A 14852-nucleotide genomic window follows, 5' to 3' on the forward strand; every position below is an offset into this window, starting at 1 on the left:
TGAAAGTGGAATATGAGTCGCGATAACAACAAGCACACCGTAACGATAAAAAATGAGCTCAAGCGCCGTAGCCTGGCCAGGTTGTCTGCCCTGACGGCAACTGCATTGAGCGTGGTTTTGCCCAAGGCATTTGCCCAGAATAAGCCAGCCAGCAGCCTGCGCATAGGCTTCCAGAAGTACGGCACGCTGACTTTGCTGAAGGGTACCGGTGCGTTGGAGAAACGTCTGGCGCCACTGGGAGTCGAGGTCAGATGGACAGAATTCCCTGCTGGTCCGCAGTTGCTGGAAGGTTTGAATGTAGGCAGCATCGATTTTGGTACGACAGGCGAAGCGCCCCCCATCTTTGCCCAGGCCGCTGGTGCTGACTTGCTGTATGTTGGTAACGAGCCGCCCGCGCCAACGGCTGAAGCCATCATTGTTCCCAAAAATTCAATCCTGAAAACTGCGGCTGATCTCAAGGGTAAAAAAATTGTCCTCAACAAGGGATCGAATGTCCATTACTTGCTGGTTAAGGTACTGGAGAAAGCCGGACTCAACTACAAGGATGTTGAAGTCGTCTTCTTGCCGCCGGCAGATGCTCGCGCCGCCTTCGAGCGCGGTAGTGTTGATGCCTGGGCGATCTGGGATCCTTTTCTTGCCGCCGCAGAAAAGCAGCTTGGCGCCAGGGTACTGGTGGATGGCAAAGGCGCAGTCAGCAATCACCAGTTTTATCTGGCGGCGCGGTCTTATGCTCAAAAACATGCAGACATCTTGCGCATCACGCTGGAAGAACTGGCCAAGGTGGATGAATGGGGCGCAAAGAACCTGAAAGAGGTGACAACGATTCTGGCAGCACAGATCGGGCTGGACAACAGCATAGTCGAACTTTCTACGACGCGCTTTGGCTTTGGCGTGAAACCCCTGACTGAGCAGGTCATCAAGGAACAACAAAGCATTGCTGACACCTTTGCTGAACTGAAATTGATACCCAGGCGTATCAATATCAGGGATGCGGTCCTGTCCATCAAGTCTTGAATTTAGCCACGATTTCATCATGATGACCTACATTGATCTGCGCCGTGCCTTGCTTGTCTTGATCGTGGCAGTCTTGTTGCCTGCGAGCAGTTTTGCTGCACTTGCTGTGACTGATGCACCCAGGGAATTGCGCATAGGTTTCCAGAAAAGTTCAGTCAATCTGAGCCTGCTTAAACACAGGCAGGCATTAGAGCAGCAATTGAAGGGTGTCAAGGTCAGCTGGTTTGAATTTACTGCTGGTCCGCAAATGCTGGAAGCGCTGTCTGTTGGCAGCATCGATTTTGCCACGACTGGTGAACCACCTCCGATCTTTGCCCAGGCGGCTGGCAGCAATCTGGTGTATGTCGGCGCTGAACCGGCCAAGCCCGGCGTCAGTGCCATCCTGGTCAAACCGGACTCAGTCATTCGCACACTGGCAGATTTGAAGGGCAAGAAGATCGCTTTTCAAAAAGGATCAAGCGCCCACTACCATGTCTTGCGTGCCATCCAGCAAGCGGGCTTGCAATGGTCGGATATAACACCTGTCTACCTGGCGCCTGCCGATGCGCGTGCCGCTTTTGAACGTGGCAGTGTCGACGTCTGGGCAATCTGGGACCCGTATTGGGCGGCTATAGAACAAAGTACACAGGTCAGGATATTGGCGACAGGCAAGGGACTGGTCAATAACCTTTCGCACTACCTGTCTGCCCGCAGCTTTGCCGACAAATATCCCAAGGTAATACAACTGCTATTTGAAGAACTGACTCGCAGCGACAGTCTTGTGCAAACCAACCGCAAAGAAGCTGTCGCCATCATCGCTGCCAGTACAGGGCTGGACAAACCGACCATAGCCAGTTTTCTGGAACGCAGGCCACGTTCGCCAGTGGTGTATCTGACCCAGAACATCATTGATGAGCAGCAAAAAGTGGCAGACAACTTTTATCAGCAGAAACTGATACCCAAGGCAGTCAATGTCAGGGATGCGGCCTGGTTGCCGCCGGGCGCAAAACTGTAAGCATGACAGCCAACACAGCAAGGAGCAAAGATGAGTTTGAACATATTCTGGTTTATACCCACCCATGGTGATAGCCGTTATCTTGGCACCACACACGGTGCACGTCAGATCAATCATGATTATCTGCGTCAGATTGCCGTCGCTGCAGATACTCAGGGTTATGATGGTGTCCTGTTACCGACCGGACGCTCTTGCGAAGATGCATGGGTTGTTGCATCCAGCCTGATCAGTGCAACCACGCGTTTGAAATTTCTGGTGGCGATACGTCCCGGCATGAGCAGCCTTGGTCTGTCTGTGCGCATGGCGTCCACCTTTGACCGTCTGTCAAATGGGCGTTTGCTGATCAATATCGTAACCGGTGGCGACCAGGGCGAACTGGAGGCTGATGGCCTGTTTGCCGACCATGAAAAGCGCTACGAAATCACGGAAGAATTCTTGCGTATCTGGCGCGCTTCTTTGGCTGGCGAAGGGGGCGATGCCGGTTATGATTTTGCAGGCCGGCACCTGACCGTCAAGGGTGCCAAAACCCTGTTCCCGTCAGTGCAAAAACCTTATCCGCCCTTGTATTTTGGCGGCTCATCCGAGCCTGCCCATGAACTGGCTGCCGAGCAGGTTGATGTCTACCTGACCTGGGGTGAGCCGCCAGCTGCCGTAGCCGCCAAGATCGCCGACATGCGTGCCCGTGCCGCCAGACACGGGCGGACGTTACGCTTTGGCATACGCCTGCACGTGATCGTCCGAGAAACCAGTGAAGAAGCCTGGCAGGCGGCGGAAGACCTGATACGTTATGTCGATGATGAAGTCATTGCACGTGCCCAAAAAGCATTTGCAAAAATGGATTCAGTTGGCCAGCAACGCATGGTTGCCCTGCACGGCGGCAAGCGCGACAAGCTGGAAGTCTCGCCCAATCTGTGGGCCGGTGTTGGCCTGGTGCGCGGCGGCGCCGGTACTGCCCTGGTAGGGGACCCTGAAACTGTGGCAGCACGCATCAGGGAATATGCTGATCTTGGGATTGATACCTTCATCTTCTCGGGTTATCCGCACCTGGAAGAATCTTACCGTTTTGCCGAACTGGTGTTTCCGCTGATAGGCAAATCTGTTCCTGGTGTCACCAGCAGCCTGACCGGGCCATTTGGTGAAGTCATGGCAAATGGCATCGTGCCCAAGGTGTCACAAAGTTAGGAGACAATATGGGACCGCTCATCACGGAAGTAGCAGAATTTTCTGGTGAATACAGATATGGTTTCTTTCACTACGGCGGTGCAACAGACAGCGTGCAACTTCGTCGCCTGGCGGTTCGCTGGATGAAAAAACTGTTGCCATGGCTGGTGCCTGCCGCACTGATCATTTTTTGGGAAGTAGCCGCACGCGCCGGCTGGTTATCCAGCCGTATTCTGCCAGAGCCCTGGGCTGTCGTGCAGGCATTCTGGCAACTGACGGTGTCAGGCGAAATCTGGACGCATGCAAGGACCAGCCTGTGGCGTGCCACCAGCGGCTTTGCCATCGGTGGTGGTCTTGGTTTGTTACTGGGCTTGCTGACCGGTAGTTTCCGCTTTGCAGAAACCCTGCTCGATACCACTTTGCAGATGGTCAGAAATATTCCGGCCCTGGCTCTGATCCCGCTGGTGATCCTGTGGTTTGGTATTGATGAGTCGGCAAAATTGTTTCTGGTTTCGGTGGGTGTATTTTTCCCGGTCTATCTGAACACCTTCCATGGCATACGCACTGTGGACAAGAGCTTGATAGAGATGGCGCAAAGCTATGGCCTGTCTGGCTGGTCCCTGTATCGCAATGTGATCTTGCCCGGTGCCTTGCCATCGATACTGGTCGGCGTACGTTTTTCACTGGGTCTGGTCTGGGTCTTGCTGATCGTGGCTGAGACCATTTCTGCCCAGGCGGGTATCGGTTATATGACCATGAACGCACGTGAATTCCTGCAAACCGATGTGGTGCTGGTCGGCATATTGTTATATGCCTTGTTGGGGAAACTCGCAGATGTTCTGTCGCGCGGGCTTGAACATTATTGCCTGCGCTGGCATCCGTCTTATCAGAGGAGGGCTGGGTGATGCGTCAATTTCCGGAATTCAACATGGGCACCATTGCAGAAATTGTTGCCTTGCGTGAAGAACTTGATGGTGGCTGGGCGCAGGAGGAGGGGGAAAATGCATCTGCAGGAACAGTGAGGCCTGACCATGGCGTTGCACTTGATCTGCTCAGCATCAAAAAATCCTACCAGGGGCGTCAGGTATTGCAGTCGCTCGATTTGCAGATTGAGGCTGGCGAATTTGTTGCAGTCATCGGTCGTAGTGGTTGCGGTAAAAGTACCTTGCTTCGCCTGATTGCAGGCCTGGAGCAATCCGACGGTGGTCGTCTGGAGTTTTCCGGCAGCCAGTCCGGATTAAAACCCGACATACGGGTGATGTTTCAGGATTCGCGTCTGTTGCCGTGGAAAACGGTACTTGACAATGTAGCCCTGGGCCTGGGGCGCAAACGTGACAAGGCGCTTCATGCACTGTATCAGGTTGCTCTGACGGAGCGTGCTGACGAGTGGCCATCTGTTCTTTCAGGTGGCCAGCGTCAACGCGTTGCGCTGGCAAGGGCGCTGGTGCACGAGCCGCAGCTGTTATTGCTTGACGAGCCCTTGGGTGCGCTTGATGCATTGACACGCATAGAAATGCAAGCCCTGATCGAAGACCTCTGGCAGCGACGGGGTTTTACCGCTGTCTTGGTCACGCATGACGTGCAAGAGGCTATTGCCCTGGCCGACAGGGTGATACTGATAGAGGAGGGCCAGGTCACACTGGATGTCAGGGTAGATTTGCCGCGACCACGTGCGCGTGGCAATCCCAGATTTGCAGAGCTGGAAGAGCAGATTTTACACAGAGTATTACAAAAGCCATCGCCCGTCCCTGATACCGAATTTGGTGATCTGTCACTGCTGCGTACTGTGCATCAGGTGACATGGGCGATATAAATTTTTACTACCCAGTTTTAAGGAAGCATCATGAGCATACAAGCAATCAATGTCCGTAATCAATTTCGCGGAAAAATCAAAGCCATCATCGAAGGTTCTGTTGTTTCAGAAGTCGATGTTGAAACGCCGGCAGGCATCGTTACATCGGTGATTACCACGCGCTCCATCAAGGACCTGAATCTGGTGATAGGTTCGGAAGTCGTTGCACTGGTGAAGGCGACAGAAGTCTCGATTGCCAAGCTGTGAGAACAAGCTGTAAGCACCCGAATTTCAAATCAGGAACAAAGCGAGGCAGACATGCACTCTAACGCATTGCAAAATTACCTGAGTCGCTTGCAAAGTGCGCTGGCCACCACCAACCTGTGGCTCGATGAACAGGGGCGCGCCCGTGGGCGTTACTTCAATTCGACGCTGACCAGTGCCTTCCAGGCGATACGTTCGGGCGACGAAGGTCGCGTCGTTGCCTATGAAGCCTATGCACGCAGCTATGCCAGCGATGACCAGGGCCTGAATATCTGGAAGTTGCTGGAAAACGCCGCCAACGACGATGAGTCAGTGGAGCTGGATCGCCTGTGCCGGCTCTTGCATACCCTGAATTTTTACCGCCAGCCTGAGAGTGCAAATCTCGATTTGTACCTCAGCGTGCACAGCCGCTTGCTGGCCGCGGTGGAGGGCAATCATGGCATGGCATTCCGGCGTATCCTGGATGTGCTGAAGCTGCCTCACGCACATGTGGTATTGCAACTGCCCCTGATTACACCGAGCCAGCGCTGGGTACTGACACATGTGGCAGAAAATTACCGGCGCAACGGCTTCCGTATAGGCTTGCATGCGGCCAGCCTGGAGCAGGCTGGTGATTTGCTCGATCGCATAAGGCCCGATTCGATCAAGGTCGATATCAGCCTGGCCAACGATGCACAGGCACAGACACACGTACTGGAACAGGCGGACCGTGGCAACTGCAACATCATTTTCCGTCGTATAGAAAACCGGAAGCGCTTGCAGGCTTTACAAGACGCGAACCAGACGGCCAGCCCCTATCTGGTGCAGGGATTTTTATTTGATTTACCCAAGTCTACCCTGCTGACGCAGGATGAAAGCCGCCTGGTATTCAATTACACCGATGACCAGGTGCCAGAGCCTGTGGCGCCTTTACAGCTGGGGTCGTATGCCATTTGAAGCCTGAAGACTGTTTCAGGCATCTCCATCGGGGCTTTCATGCCTCACCCGCAAGGCCATTCATCATTTGATGTCTGGTCTTGTTGTCCTTTATATGATTAAAGACAGACTAACGTCGCACTATATACGGAAAACGCATTTAGGAATAAGAAAAAATTCGTTTTCCATATAACCAAATACTGCCAAGATTACTCGTCAATAGTCGAATACGTAATAAAGGCATAGTATGGTATGGTTTTTTGATAATAATGCGCGAGCTAAACGGGTCATCCCAGGGTTCCACCTGTCATTGGGCTTTACCCTGTTCTATCTGGGGCTGATCGTCTTGATACCCTTGTCGGCGGTATTTCTGAAGACCTTCACCATGACCTGGGAAGCGTTCTGGAATACCGTGACCTCGGACAGGGTGCTTGCTTCCTACAAACTCAGCTTTGGTGCTTCTTTGCTGGGCGCTTTGATCAATGTGGTGTTTGGCGGTATCGTCGCCTGGGTGCTGGTGCGCTACAAATTTCCAGGCAAAAAGCTGATCGACGCGCTGGTGGATCTGCCGTTTGCCTTGCCAACGGCGGTTGCCGGTATCACGCTGGCGACGTTGTATGCGCCCAATGGCTGGATAGGCAAATTGCTGGAGCCACTCGGTATCAAGGTGGCCTATACCCCGCTTGGCGTGCTGGTTGCCCTGACCTTTATCGGCCTGCCTTTTGTCGTCCGCACCGTGCAACCGGTGCTGGAAGAAGCTGAAAAAGAACTCGAAGAGGCCGCTGCAAGCCTGGGTGCCAGTCACTGGCAGACATTCACCCGTGTCATCCTGCCCAATATCTTCCCTGCTCTGCTGACTGGTTTCGCCTTGGCTTTTGCCCGTGCCACTGGTGAATATGGTTCAGTCATTTTCATCGCCGGCAATATGCCCATGGTGTCTGAAATTACACCGCTGTTCATGATTACCAAGCTGGAACAATATGACTATGCCGGTGCGACGGCCATTGCTGTCGTGATGTTATTGCTGTCCTTTAGCTTGCTGCTGGCGATCAATGCCCTGCAAGCCTGGACACGCAGCAAGCAAAATGCGGGGAGAGAATAATGACCACGGCAACCCTGGATTTACCTGTCAATTCACGCAGGCATGAGCCGGCAATCACGCCGGCCGCAACAGTCGAACCTTTATGGGTGCGCATTGTCCTGGGCTTGATTGCATTGACTTTCCTGACGCTGTTTTTATTTGTGCCGCTGGCAGCTGTTTTTGCCGAGGCCTTGAAAAAAGGCTGGGAAGTTTATCTGTCTGCCATCACCGAACCAGATGCCTGGTCAGCCATCAAGCTGACCCTGATTGCTGCCGGCATAGCCGTGCCGCTGAACCTGGTATTTGGTGTGGCTGCTGCGTGGACCATCGCCAAATTTGAATTCCGTGGCAAAAATGTCTTGCTGACACTGATCGATTTGCCGTTTTCAGTGTCGCCGGTAATTTCTGGCCTGATCTATGTCTTGCTGTTTGGAGCACAGGGCTGGTTTGGTGAATGGCTGCGCGCACACGACATCAAGATTTTGTTTGCCGTACCAGGCATTGTACTGGCAACGATTTTTGTCACCTTCCCATTCGTTGCACGTGAACTGATACCGCTGATGCAGGCACAGGGCAGTGAAGAAGAAGAGGCTGCCCTGGTACTTGGCGCATCGGGCTGGAAAACCTTCTGGCACGTAACCCTGCCCAATATCAAATGGGGTTTGTTGTATGGCGTGATTTTGTGTAATGCGCGTGCCATGGGCGAGTTTGGTGCAGTGTCAGTTGTGTCCGGTCATATCCGTGGCGAGACCAACACCATGCCCTTGCAGGTCGAGATTTTGTACAACGAATACAACTTTACCGCGGCCTTTGCGGTGGCCTCCCTGTTGACCTTGCTGGCTTTGCTGACACTGGCACTGAAGACCCTGGTTGAATGGCGCACGCGTGAAACCCGTCAGCCAGTAGAAGAATAAAAGTCAGAAGAAATAAAGGAATACATCATGAGTATCGCCGTCAATCAATTACAAAAGAAGTTTGGTAGTTTCACTGCACTCGACAATGTCTCGCTCGATTTTCCGAATGGCGAACTGACTGCCCTGCTGGGACCATCCGGCTGTGGCAAGACAACCTTGCTGCGCATTATTGCCGGCCTGGAATATGCTGACAGCGGTCAGGTATTGCTGGACGGGCAGGACGCCTCGGCCCAGCATGTGCGTGAACGCCAGGTCGGCTTCGTGTTCCAGCACTATGCCTTGTTCAAGCATATGACCATATTTGAAAACATCGCTTTTGGCTTGCGCGTCAAACCGCGTCATCTGCGGCCGTCAGAGAATGAGATCAAAGAGAAAGTCACCAAATTGCTGGAACTGGTGCAACTCGACTGGCTGGCTGATCGTTATCCGCCACAGCTGTCGGGTGGCCAGCGCCAGCGTATCGCCCTGGCGCGTGCCCTGGCAGTGGAGCCGCGTGTGCTTTTGCTTGATGAACCATTTGGCGCGCTCGATGCCAAGGTCCGCAAGGAGCTGCGCCGCTGGTTGCGTCGTCTGCACGATGAACTGCATGTGACCAGTATTTTTGTTACCCACGACCAGGAAGAAGCGCTTGAAGTCGCAGACAAGATCGTTTTGATGAACCATGGCAAGGTTGAACAGGTCGGGGCACCGGCCGAGGTTTACCATCATCCGAAAACCCCCTTTGTGTATGGCTTTCTCGGCAACGTCAATCTGTTCCGTGGCCGTGTCCATGAAGGTGTGCTCGATGCAGATGGTGTGCGTTTTGATGCCCCCGGTCATGCAGAAACCCGCGACGCTGTTGGTACCGGTTATGTCAGGCCGCATGAACTGGAAATTGATCGTTATTCACCAGGCGCCAGCGGCTTGAATGTGCAACTGCGTCGTGTCCACAGCATAGGCCCGCTGGCGCAACTGGAGCTGGAACGTGATGACAATGGTGAACTGGTGGAAGCCATGATCTCTACCGAACGCTATGAATACTTAAAACTCAAAATTGGTGAAACCCTGGTAGTACGCCCCAAGCGTCTGCATGTGTTTGTCGACAATCAATAAACAAGAATAAGGTGCCCTATGAATTTCCAACAATTACGCTCTATCCGTGAAGCTTCGCGCCGTGGTTACAACCTCACCGAAGTAGCCAATGTCTTGTTTACTTCCCAGCCTGGCGTCAGTCGCCAGATCCGTGAACTGGAAGAAGAACTCGGTGTCGATATTTTCGAGCGCAACGGCAAACGCCTGACCGGCCTGACTGAGCCAGGCAAGGATATCCTGCCCATCATAGAACGCCTGCTGCTGGAAGCAGAAAACCTGCGTCAGGCTGGTGAAGACTATTCTGACCAGTCCAAAGGCACACTGACGATAGCCACCACCCATACCCAGGCGCGTTATGTCCTGCCCAAGGTGGTACAAGGTTTCCGTCAGGCTTTTCCTGAAGTGCGTATTGCCCTGCAACAGAGTTCGCCTGAGCATATAGCGGAGTGGGTCCTGTCCGGCAAGGCAGATATCGGCATCGCGACCGAAGGCTTGTCGCAATTCAAGGACCTGGCGTCGTTCGCCTGCTATGAATGGAATCACGTTGTTGTCGTGCCGGAAGGGCATCCTTTGCTCAACAAGCCGGAGCTGACACTGGAAGACTTGTCGAATTACCCGCTGATTACTTATGACGTTGGTTTTACTGGTCGGGGCCATATTGATGACGCCTTCCGCCTGGCGGGTTTGCGTACCGATATTGTACTGACGGCCATGGACTCTGATGTGATCCAGCAATATGTTGCATTGGGGCTGGGTGTCGGTCTGGTAGCTTCAATGGCGATAGAAGTACAACGTGCACATGGCTTGCGGACAATTTCCGCCGGCCACCTGTTTGCTCCCAACGTCACCCGTCTGGCAGTACGTCGCGGTGCTTACCTGCGTGCCTATACTTACGAGTTCATACAACAGTTTGCCCCTAACCTGGACAGGGAAGAAGTCAGGCAGGCGATCAGTGAAGGTGAAAATAGCTGAAAAGAAACATGTTGCGCAAATGCCTGATTTTTAAGCAAATCAGGCGGTGTCGTGAAGACGTCATATCTCTCTGGTAAAATTAGGCAAACTATTCTAATTTAGGCAAATTTTTATCAGAGGTTGATCATGCTTTACCCTGAGTTATTCAAGTCCCTGGAGCAAGTGCGCTGGAATATGGAGTCAGATATCCCCTGGGATAAGTATGACGCCAGCAAACTGACACCAGAACAGGCGCAAACCATCAAGATGAATGCCATCACCGAATGGTCTGCTCTGCCTGCGACAGAAATGTTCTTGCGTGACAACCGTGGCGACAGTGATTTTTCTGCTTTCATGTCCATCTGGTTTTTTGAAGAGCAAAAGCACTCGCTGGTCCTGATGGAATACCTGCGCCGTTTTCATCCTGAACTGGTGCCGACCGAAAAAGAATTGGACAATGTACGTTTCGAGTTCGACCCTGCACCACCACTGGAAACCCTGATGCTGCATTTTTGCGGCGAGATACGCCTGAATCACTGGTATCGTTGTGCTTCTGACTGGCATACCGAGCCTGTTATCAAACATATTTACAAGATCATCAGCCAGGATGAAGCGCGTCATGGTGGCGCCTATCTGCGTTACATGAAAAAATCGCTGGCTGAAGTTGGTGATGTGGCGCGCGCTGCATTTTCAAAAATTGGCGTATTGATGGCGTCAGCCCGTCGCACCGAAAAGCCCCTGCATCCGACCAATCTGCATGTGAACCAGGCGCTGTTCCCGAACGACACCATACAGTCACGTCTGCCTGATCCGGACTGGCTGGAACGCTGGCTCGACGGCCAGATCAAGTTTGATGGCGTATGGGAAAAGAAAGTCGTTGACCGCATCCTGCACAATATGTCCCTGTTGTTTGAACGTACTTTCGAGACGGTGCAAGACTTGAATCGCTACCGCAAGGAAGTGGCGCAAAGACTGGTCATCCTGCCCGGCAGTTTGCCAAGTGCAGCATGAACATGGTCTGAAACTGTACAATCGCCGCTATTAATTAGCGGCTTTTTTATTTATACAATCAAAACCACTCACAAAGTTTCCCCATGCCAGAATTCGAAAAAAAACTCACAACCCGCGAACAATTGGCGGAACGTGCACGTGCTTTACCAAAACCCGTTGTCATGACCAATGGTGTATTCGACATCCTGCATCGTGGCCACGTCAGTTACCTGGCTGATGCGCGGGCGCTTGGCGCTTCGCTGGTTGTGGCGGTGAATACGGATGCATCAGTCAAACGCCTGGGTAAGGGGGATGACAGGCCCATCAATATCTGTGCTGACCGCATGGCGGTGCTGGCTGCGCTGGAATCCGTCAGCCTGGTGGTTGAATTCGATGAAGATACCGCCTTGCAGGCCGTGCTGGTCGCTCACCCTGACCTGTATGTCAAAGGCGGGGACTATGATATGACAACAATACCTGAGGGCCAGGCCGTGCTGGCCTATGGTGGTAGTGTGGCGGCGATAGATTTTGAACATGACCGTTCCACCAGCAAGCTGCTGGCCAAGGTCAGGTCAGCCGGGTAAGCTTGCCTGCTGTTGCAGCAGCAATTCAAAATCCTGGGGTGGCAACGGTTTGGAGAATAGATAGCCCTGTGCAAAGTCGCAGCCAGCCTGTTGCAACAACTCATTTTGCCTTACGGTTTCCACACCTTCTGCCACGACTTTCAGATCGAGTTTATGCGCCATCATGATAATGGCTTCGGACAAGGCGATGTCACTGGCATCGGATGCCAGGTTGCGGATGAACGACTGGTCTATCTTCAGGTAATCAATGTCGAATTTTTTCAAATAGGATAAAGAAGAATAACCTGTGCCAAAATCATCAAGCGCCACCTGTATGCCGGCATCGCGGAATTGCAGTAGCTTGCTGCTTATTTTCTGGCTGGCGTCAAGCAGCAGACCCTCGGTAATTTCCACCGTGATGGCCTGGCCCGGCAGGTTTCGCAGGGACAGTTCACGTATCCAGTTCAGGTAACGTTCCTGGTCGCCCTGGAATTCCATCGGTGACTGGTTGACTGTGATCTGGAAATCCGCATGATATGCGTCGCGCCACTTTTTCACCCAATATAAGGCCTGGCGAAATACCAGATCTCCAATGGCGACAATCAAGCCACTGGTTTCTGCAATTGGGATGAATTCCATGGGGCTGATGAAGCCCAGCTGTGCATGTGGCCAGCGTACCAGTGCTTCGGCCTTTTGAATCTTGCCTGTCCGCATGTCGACAATAGGCTGGAAATAGACTTGCAACTGATTTTCACTGAGGGCGGAACGCAGGTCATTGGTCATGCGCATGCGCGCCAGGGCCGCTGTCTGCAAGTCCGGGGTAAAGTAGCTGAAACGGTTCCTGCCTTGGCCCTTGGCTGCATACATGGCCTGGTCGGCGTGTTTGATCAGGTCGTCGAGATTATCTGCATCGCGAGGGTAAAGCGTAATGCCGACACTGGCTGACAGATAGATTTCTTCATCAGCGATCAGAAAGGGCGTGGACATACTGCGTATGATGTTTTGCGCGATGGTCTCAGTGCGGTTTTCATCATGCATTTCTGGTAATGAGACGGTGAATTCATCACCGCCCAGACGCGCCACGGTATCACTCTCCCTGACACAGGCGCGCAGTCTTTGTGCGGCTTCTATCAGCAGGGCGTCACCGGTGGCATGACCCAGCGTGTCGTTGACTTCCTTGAAAAAGTCGAGGTCGATGAACAGCACAGCCAATGACAGTTGATGGCGCTTGCTGAGTTTGATATCGTGATCGAGCCTGTCGTAGAACATACGACGGTTGGGCAAGCCTGTCAGGGTGTCAATATTGGCCTGCTGCCAGATCAGGGCTTCGGCCCGTTTTTTTTCCGTCACGTCGAGTACAGTACCCAACATGCGCAGTGGCTTTCCATCCTTGTCCCATTCAACGATAGCACCAACTGATAATATCCAACCCCATTCCCCATTGGCTTTTTTCTGACGGAATTCAACACGATACTCATCATTCAAGCCTTGCCGGTGTTCCCTGAAGGCGCGGGCTGCAATCGGGTAATCTTCCGGGTGCAGGCGCGCCACCCAGTTTGCCCGGTTTTCCTGGAAGTGTTCGTGTGCATAACCGAGCATTTTTGCATATTCGGGACTGACAATGGCATCCCCGGTTTGCAGATTCATGTCGTACAGGCCCTGATGTGTCGCCGACAAGGCCATGCGCAGGCGTTCTTCGCTTTCGCGCAGGGCGACTTCAGCCTGTTTTCTTTCCGAGATATCGGTATGGGTGCCTACCACGCGCAGTGGCCGGCCCTGTTCATCACGTTGTATGACAGTACCACGTGTCAGTATCCATTTCCAGTGCCCGTCCTTGCATTGCACCCGATGTTCATTGATATAGATGGGCGTCAGTCCGTCGAAATGTGCCTGTCTGTCCATGTGCATCTGCTGCAGGTCTTCGGGATGTGTGCGTTTATCCAGCTCTTCGGCCAAATCAGCGATATCGTCCTTGCCATAGCCGTAAATTTCCCTCAGACGGTCCGACAGGATTTCTACTCCGGTCTGTGGATTCCAGTCCCAGACACCGTCACCGGAGCTTTCCAGCGCCAGTTGCCATCGCTCTTCGTTCAGGTGAAGTTGCTGCGCGTCGCGCTTGTGCTGGCTGATGTCAGTAACCATGGCATAGCAGCCAAGGACAGTCCTGTCTTCTGCAAATACCGGCTGAATCTGTGCAGCGATATCGCGGGCACCGCCAAATTGATACGGGATCGTTGCTTCGTAGGCGATTGTCTCGCCACTCAAGGCGGTGTCTACGATGGGACGCACCTGTTGAAACGCGGTTTCACCTATGACCTCCCACATATGCTTGCCAATGATCTCTCGTCTGCTGATGCCAAACCAGTCCAGGTAGGTTTGATTGATGAATTGATAGCGATAGTCACAATCTACATAGGAAACGCAGACGGGCAGGGCATCAATCAGATGCCGCAACTGTCCGGCATCATCCCCAAAAGTGATTTTTGTCGTTTTATTTGTAAGCACGTACCGACCCTGAGCTTGGCAAATTGGTCCGGAATGGGCATAGACAGGCTGTTTTGCCTGTTCGTATTTGTCCCCTGTTTTTCCATGCTAAAGGATTTTCAGTCAAGTTGCGCAAATTTCCACATGCCTGTGGCAATTTATTTCTGCCACCGGATTAAGAAAATCAACTGCCACCGGCATAACCGTTTTGTCGCCAGGCTTCATAGACTACAACGGCCACGGTATTTGACAGGTTAAGGCTGCGGTTATCAGGGCGCATGGGCAGGCGGATTCGTTGACTGGCCGGAAATGATTCGCGCAACTCTGGGGCCAGCCCACGTGTTTCGGCCCCAAAAATGAAGTAGTCGCCCGGCCGGAAGCTGCAATTGGCAAATGGACTTGAGCCATGGGTGGTCATGGCAAACATGCGTGCCCGGTCGGGTTGTTCGCTGCCGCAAAAGGCGTCCCAGCTTTTATGTACTTTCATGCTTGCATAGTCATGATAATCAAGCCCGGCACGCTTCATCTTGCTGTCATCAAGCGGGAAGCCAAGCGGCTCGATCAAATGCAATTGCACGCCGGTATTGGCACACAGGCGGATGATATTGCCGGTATTTGGCGGGATTTCCGGTTCGACCAGTACAACATGAAACATTGC

Annotated in this window: 15 protein-coding genes; 13 read left to right on the top strand and 2 right to left on the bottom strand. The window is 53.0% G+C overall.

The annotated features are described in order from the left end of the window. The first annotated feature begins 12 nt into the window (after positions 1-12). The 13 genes from LZ463_RS19800 to rfaE2 all read left to right on the top strand — a co-directional run bounded on the left by LZ463_RS19800 (position 13) and on the right by rfaE2 (position 11731). Entirely contained in the window at positions 13-1014 is a 1002-nt protein-coding gene (locus tag LZ463_RS19800; RefSeq protein ID WP_241457615.1) for a sulfonate ABC transporter substrate-binding protein, read from the top strand. A 19-nt stretch (positions 1015-1033) separates the two neighbouring features. Further along, positions 1034-2008, top strand: coding sequence for a sulfonate ABC transporter substrate-binding protein (locus tag LZ463_RS19805; RefSeq protein WP_241457617.1), 975 nt, complete (start codon positions 1034-1036; stop codon positions 2006-2008). A 36-nt stretch (positions 2009-2044) separates the two neighbouring features. After that, entirely contained in the window at positions 2045-3190 is a 1146-nt protein-coding gene (ssuD, locus tag LZ463_RS19810; protein ID WP_241457723.1) for an FMNH2-dependent alkanesulfonate monooxygenase, read from the top strand. A 122-nt stretch (positions 3191-3312) separates the two neighbouring features. Beyond that, entirely contained in the window at positions 3313-4074 is a 762-nt protein-coding gene (ssuC, locus tag LZ463_RS19815) for an aliphatic sulfonate ABC transporter permease SsuC (RefSeq protein WP_241457725.1), read from the top strand. A 23-nt stretch (positions 4075-4097) separates the two neighbouring features. Continuing rightward, the gene (locus LZ463_RS19820) at positions 4098-4982 is read left to right on the top strand and encodes an ATP-binding cassette domain-containing protein (protein ID WP_489686135.1); all 885 of its coding nucleotides are present in this window, start codon (positions 4098-4100) and stop codon (positions 4980-4982) included. Between the two features lie 30 nt (positions 4983-5012). Beyond that, the gene (locus LZ463_RS19825; RefSeq protein ID WP_110256421.1) at positions 5013-5228 is read left to right on the top strand and encodes a TOBE domain-containing protein; all 216 of its coding nucleotides are present in this window, start codon (positions 5013-5015) and stop codon (positions 5226-5228) included. A 51-nt stretch (positions 5229-5279) separates the two neighbouring features. Then, on the top strand, positions 5280-6161 hold the full coding sequence (locus tag LZ463_RS19830) for an EAL domain-containing protein (RefSeq protein ID WP_241457620.1): 882 nt from the start codon (positions 5280-5282) through the stop codon (positions 6159-6161). A gap of 226 nt (positions 6162-6387) precedes the next feature. After that, positions 6388-7242, top strand: a complete 855-nt coding sequence (gene cysT, locus LZ463_RS19835) for a sulfate ABC transporter permease subunit CysT (protein WP_241457622.1) — start codon at positions 6388-6390, stop codon at positions 7240-7242. Further along, entirely contained in the window at positions 7242-8135 is an 894-nt protein-coding gene (cysW, locus tag LZ463_RS19840) for a sulfate ABC transporter permease subunit CysW (RefSeq protein ID WP_241457624.1), read from the top strand. The genes cysT and cysW overlap by 1 nt, the downstream gene beginning before the upstream one ends. Positions 8136-8162: 27 nt before the next feature. Continuing rightward, the gene (locus tag LZ463_RS19845; protein WP_241457626.1) at positions 8163-9227 is read left to right on the top strand and encodes a sulfate/molybdate ABC transporter ATP-binding protein; all 1065 of its coding nucleotides are present in this window, start codon (positions 8163-8165) and stop codon (positions 9225-9227) included. Between the two features lie 18 nt (positions 9228-9245). Then, positions 9246-10178 (top strand): CysB family HTH-type transcriptional regulator, encoded by a 933-nt coding sequence (locus tag LZ463_RS19850; protein ID WP_241457628.1) that lies wholly within the window; start codon positions 9246-9248, stop codon positions 10176-10178. Between the two features lie 126 nt (positions 10179-10304). Further along, positions 10305-11168 carry a ferritin-like domain-containing protein gene (locus tag LZ463_RS19855; RefSeq protein WP_241457630.1) on the top strand — a complete coding sequence of 288 codons (864 nt, stop codon included), beginning with the start codon at positions 10305-10307 and terminating at the stop codon, positions 11166-11168. Between the two features lie 83 nt (positions 11169-11251). Continuing rightward, the gene (gene rfaE2 / locus LZ463_RS19860; RefSeq protein ID WP_241457632.1) at positions 11252-11731 is read left to right on the top strand and encodes a D-glycero-beta-D-manno-heptose 1-phosphate adenylyltransferase; all 480 of its coding nucleotides are present in this window, start codon (positions 11252-11254) and stop codon (positions 11729-11731) included. On the opposite strand, the gene LZ463_RS19865 is transcribed toward rfaE2, so the two are convergent. Together LZ463_RS19865 and trmL are read right to left on the bottom strand one after the other, a co-directional pair. Then, positions 11720-14215, bottom strand: a complete 2496-nt coding sequence (locus tag LZ463_RS19865) for a sensor domain-containing protein (RefSeq protein ID WP_241457634.1) — start codon at positions 14213-14215, stop codon at positions 11720-11722. The genes rfaE2 and LZ463_RS19865 overlap by 12 nt on opposite strands. 163 nt (positions 14216-14378) lie before the next feature. Then, complete coding sequence (trmL, locus tag LZ463_RS19870) at positions 14379-14849, bottom strand: tRNA (uridine(34)/cytosine(34)/5-carboxymethylaminomethyluridine(34)-2'-O)-methyltransferase TrmL (RefSeq protein WP_241457635.1); 471 nt, start codon at positions 14847-14849, stop codon at positions 14379-14381. Positions 14850-14852: the final 3 nt, after the last annotated feature.

Source organism: Undibacterium paludis (assembly GCF_022568815.1).
Classification (GTDB): domain Bacteria; phylum Pseudomonadota; class Gammaproteobacteria; order Burkholderiales; family Burkholderiaceae_D; genus Undibacterium.

Bases quoted from the DNA above. Each gene is read 5' to 3' on its own strand.
- LZ463_RS19800 (WP_241457615.1), top strand. From the start codon at position 13: ATGAGTCGCGATAACAACAAGCACACCGTAACGATAAAAAATGAGCTC.
- LZ463_RS19805 (WP_241457617.1), top strand. From the start codon at position 1,034: ATGATGACCTACATTGATCTGCGCCGTGCCTTGCTTGTCTTGATCGTG.
- ssuC (WP_241457725.1), top strand. From the start codon at position 3,313: ATGAAAAAACTGTTGCCATGGCTGGTGCCTGCCGCACTGATCATTTTT.
- LZ463_RS19820 (WP_489686135.1), top strand. From the start codon at position 4,098: ATGGGCACCATTGCAGAAATTGTTGCCTTGCGTGAAGAACTTGATGGT.
- LZ463_RS19825 (WP_110256421.1), top strand. From the start codon at position 5,013: ATGAGCATACAAGCAATCAATGTCCGTAATCAATTTCGCGGAAAAATC.
- LZ463_RS19830 (WP_241457620.1), top strand. From the start codon at position 5,280: ATGCACTCTAACGCATTGCAAAATTACCTGAGTCGCTTGCAAAGTGCG.
- cysT (WP_241457622.1), top strand. From the start codon at position 6,388: ATGGTATGGTTTTTTGATAATAATGCGCGAGCTAAACGGGTCATCCCA.
- cysW (WP_241457624.1), top strand. From the start codon at position 7,242: ATGACCACGGCAACCCTGGATTTACCTGTCAATTCACGCAGGCATGAG.
- LZ463_RS19845 (WP_241457626.1), top strand. From the start codon at position 8,163: ATGAGTATCGCCGTCAATCAATTACAAAAGAAGTTTGGTAGTTTCACT.
- LZ463_RS19850 (WP_241457628.1), top strand. From the start codon at position 9,246: ATGAATTTCCAACAATTACGCTCTATCCGTGAAGCTTCGCGCCGTGGT.
- LZ463_RS19855 (WP_241457630.1), top strand. From the start codon at position 10,305: ATGCTTTACCCTGAGTTATTCAAGTCCCTGGAGCAAGTGCGCTGGAAT.
- rfaE2 (WP_241457632.1), top strand. From the start codon at position 11,252: ATGCCAGAATTCGAAAAAAAACTCACAACCCGCGAACAATTGGCGGAA.
- trmL (WP_241457635.1), bottom strand. From the start codon at position 14,849: ATGTTTCATGTTGTACTGGTCGAACCGGAAATCCCGCCAAATACCGGC.